Annotated in this window: 1 protein-coding gene, 3 tRNA genes and 2 rRNA genes; all 6 read right to left on the bottom strand. The window is 55.2% G+C overall.

All coding sequences use genetic code 11. The annotated features are described in order from the left end of the window. Positions 1-127: GTP-binding protein (locus BVER_RS29100; protein ID WP_049657762.1), on the bottom strand; the 127-nt coding region annotated here is incomplete at its 3' end. Between the two features lie 54 nt (positions 128-181). Next, a tRNA-Thr gene (locus BVER_RS29095) sits at positions 182-256 on the bottom strand. A gap of 15 nt (positions 257-271) precedes the next feature. Next, positions 272-345, bottom strand: a tRNA-Gly gene (locus BVER_RS29090). Between the two features lie 33 nt (positions 346-378). Next, positions 379-464 (bottom strand) — tRNA-Tyr (locus BVER_RS29085). A 153-nt stretch (positions 465-617) separates the two neighbouring features. Beyond that, a 5S ribosomal RNA gene (gene rrf / locus BVER_RS29080) occupies positions 618-731 on the bottom strand. A gap of 169 nt (positions 732-900) precedes the next feature. Continuing rightward, positions 901-1,267, bottom strand: a 23S ribosomal RNA gene (locus BVER_RS33140); the annotation flags it as partial.

Below are 1,267 nucleotides of genomic sequence, written 5' to 3'. Positions count from 1 at the left end.
CGCCGCCGAACTTCTGCGTGAGCACCGTCGTGATCGCTGCCGTCAGCGTGGTCTTGCCGTGGTCAACGTGACCGATCGTGCCCACGTTCACGTGCGGCTTGGTCCGCTCGAATTTACCTTTTGCCATTTTCGACTCCTAACAGGATTTTCTCACCTTGCGCCGCGCGCAACTTTATACAGCTGGTGCCCATGGGCAGGATCGAACTGCCGACCTCTCCCTTACCAAGGGAGTGCTCTACCACTGAGCCACATGGGCACATCAAACCGTTGCTGGAGCGGGTGAAGGGAATCGAACCCTCGTCATAAGCTTGGAAGGCTTCTGCTCTACCATTGAGCTACACCCGCTTGGGCCGCCGGATTCCCGTACCGCTTAAATTCTGGTGGAGGAGGTTGGATTCGAACCAACGTAGGCGTAAGCCAACAGATTTACAGTCTGCCCCCTTTAGCCACTCGGGCACCCCTCCGCAGAGAATTATTGATTATGGGGTAACAACACGCCCTTGTCAAGCGTTTCTTACGACCCGAAGCAATCGAGGCTCTCACCTATAGGTGAACGCAGAAACGCAAAAAGCCCCAACTCGACGAGTTGGGGCTTTCACTTGCTTTCAGCATGAGGAGCCTGACGATTACCTACTTTCACACGGGTGATCCGCACTATCATCGGCGTGGAGTCGTTTCACGGTCCTGTTCGGGATGGGAAGGGGTGGTACCGACTCGCTATGGTCATCAGGCATGACTTGTTGCTGTGTCGCCGTTTGGGGCGCGACAGCCAATCTGGGAAGAAGTAGAAGTGTTTGGGGTGGTGACTGTTGCACAACGATACTCAACCGGCGTGCCCCCTACGGGGGTTGCAGTGAGTAAGCGCTGAAGCGCTTACTCACTGCGAAACACACTGGTTATAGGATCAAGCCTTACGGGCAATTAGTATCAGTTAGCTCAATGCATTACTGCACTTACACACCTGACCTATCAACGTCCTGGTCTGGAACGACCCTTCAAGGGGCTCGAAGCCCCGGGGATATCTCATCTTAAGGCGAGTTTCCCGCTTAGATGCTTTCAGCGGTTATCTCTTCCGAACATAGCTACCCGGCGATGCCACTGGCGTGACAACTGGTACACCAGAGGTTCGTCCACTCCGGTCGACGCTGTGTTTTGGGGTTCGAACGTGGGGGAATGACGGTCTTGGCTCGGCTGGCACGAATGCTTTTGACAAAAGCATCCGAGTCATAGCCTTTGTCGGCGATGACCGCCTTCAGGCGCAGTCCCT

The organism is Candidatus Burkholderia verschuerenii, from assembly GCF_001189365.1.
Taxonomy (GTDB): domain Bacteria; phylum Pseudomonadota; class Gammaproteobacteria; order Burkholderiales; family Burkholderiaceae; genus Caballeronia; species Caballeronia verschuerenii.
This window is presented reverse-complemented; position numbering and strand designations above follow the sequence as displayed.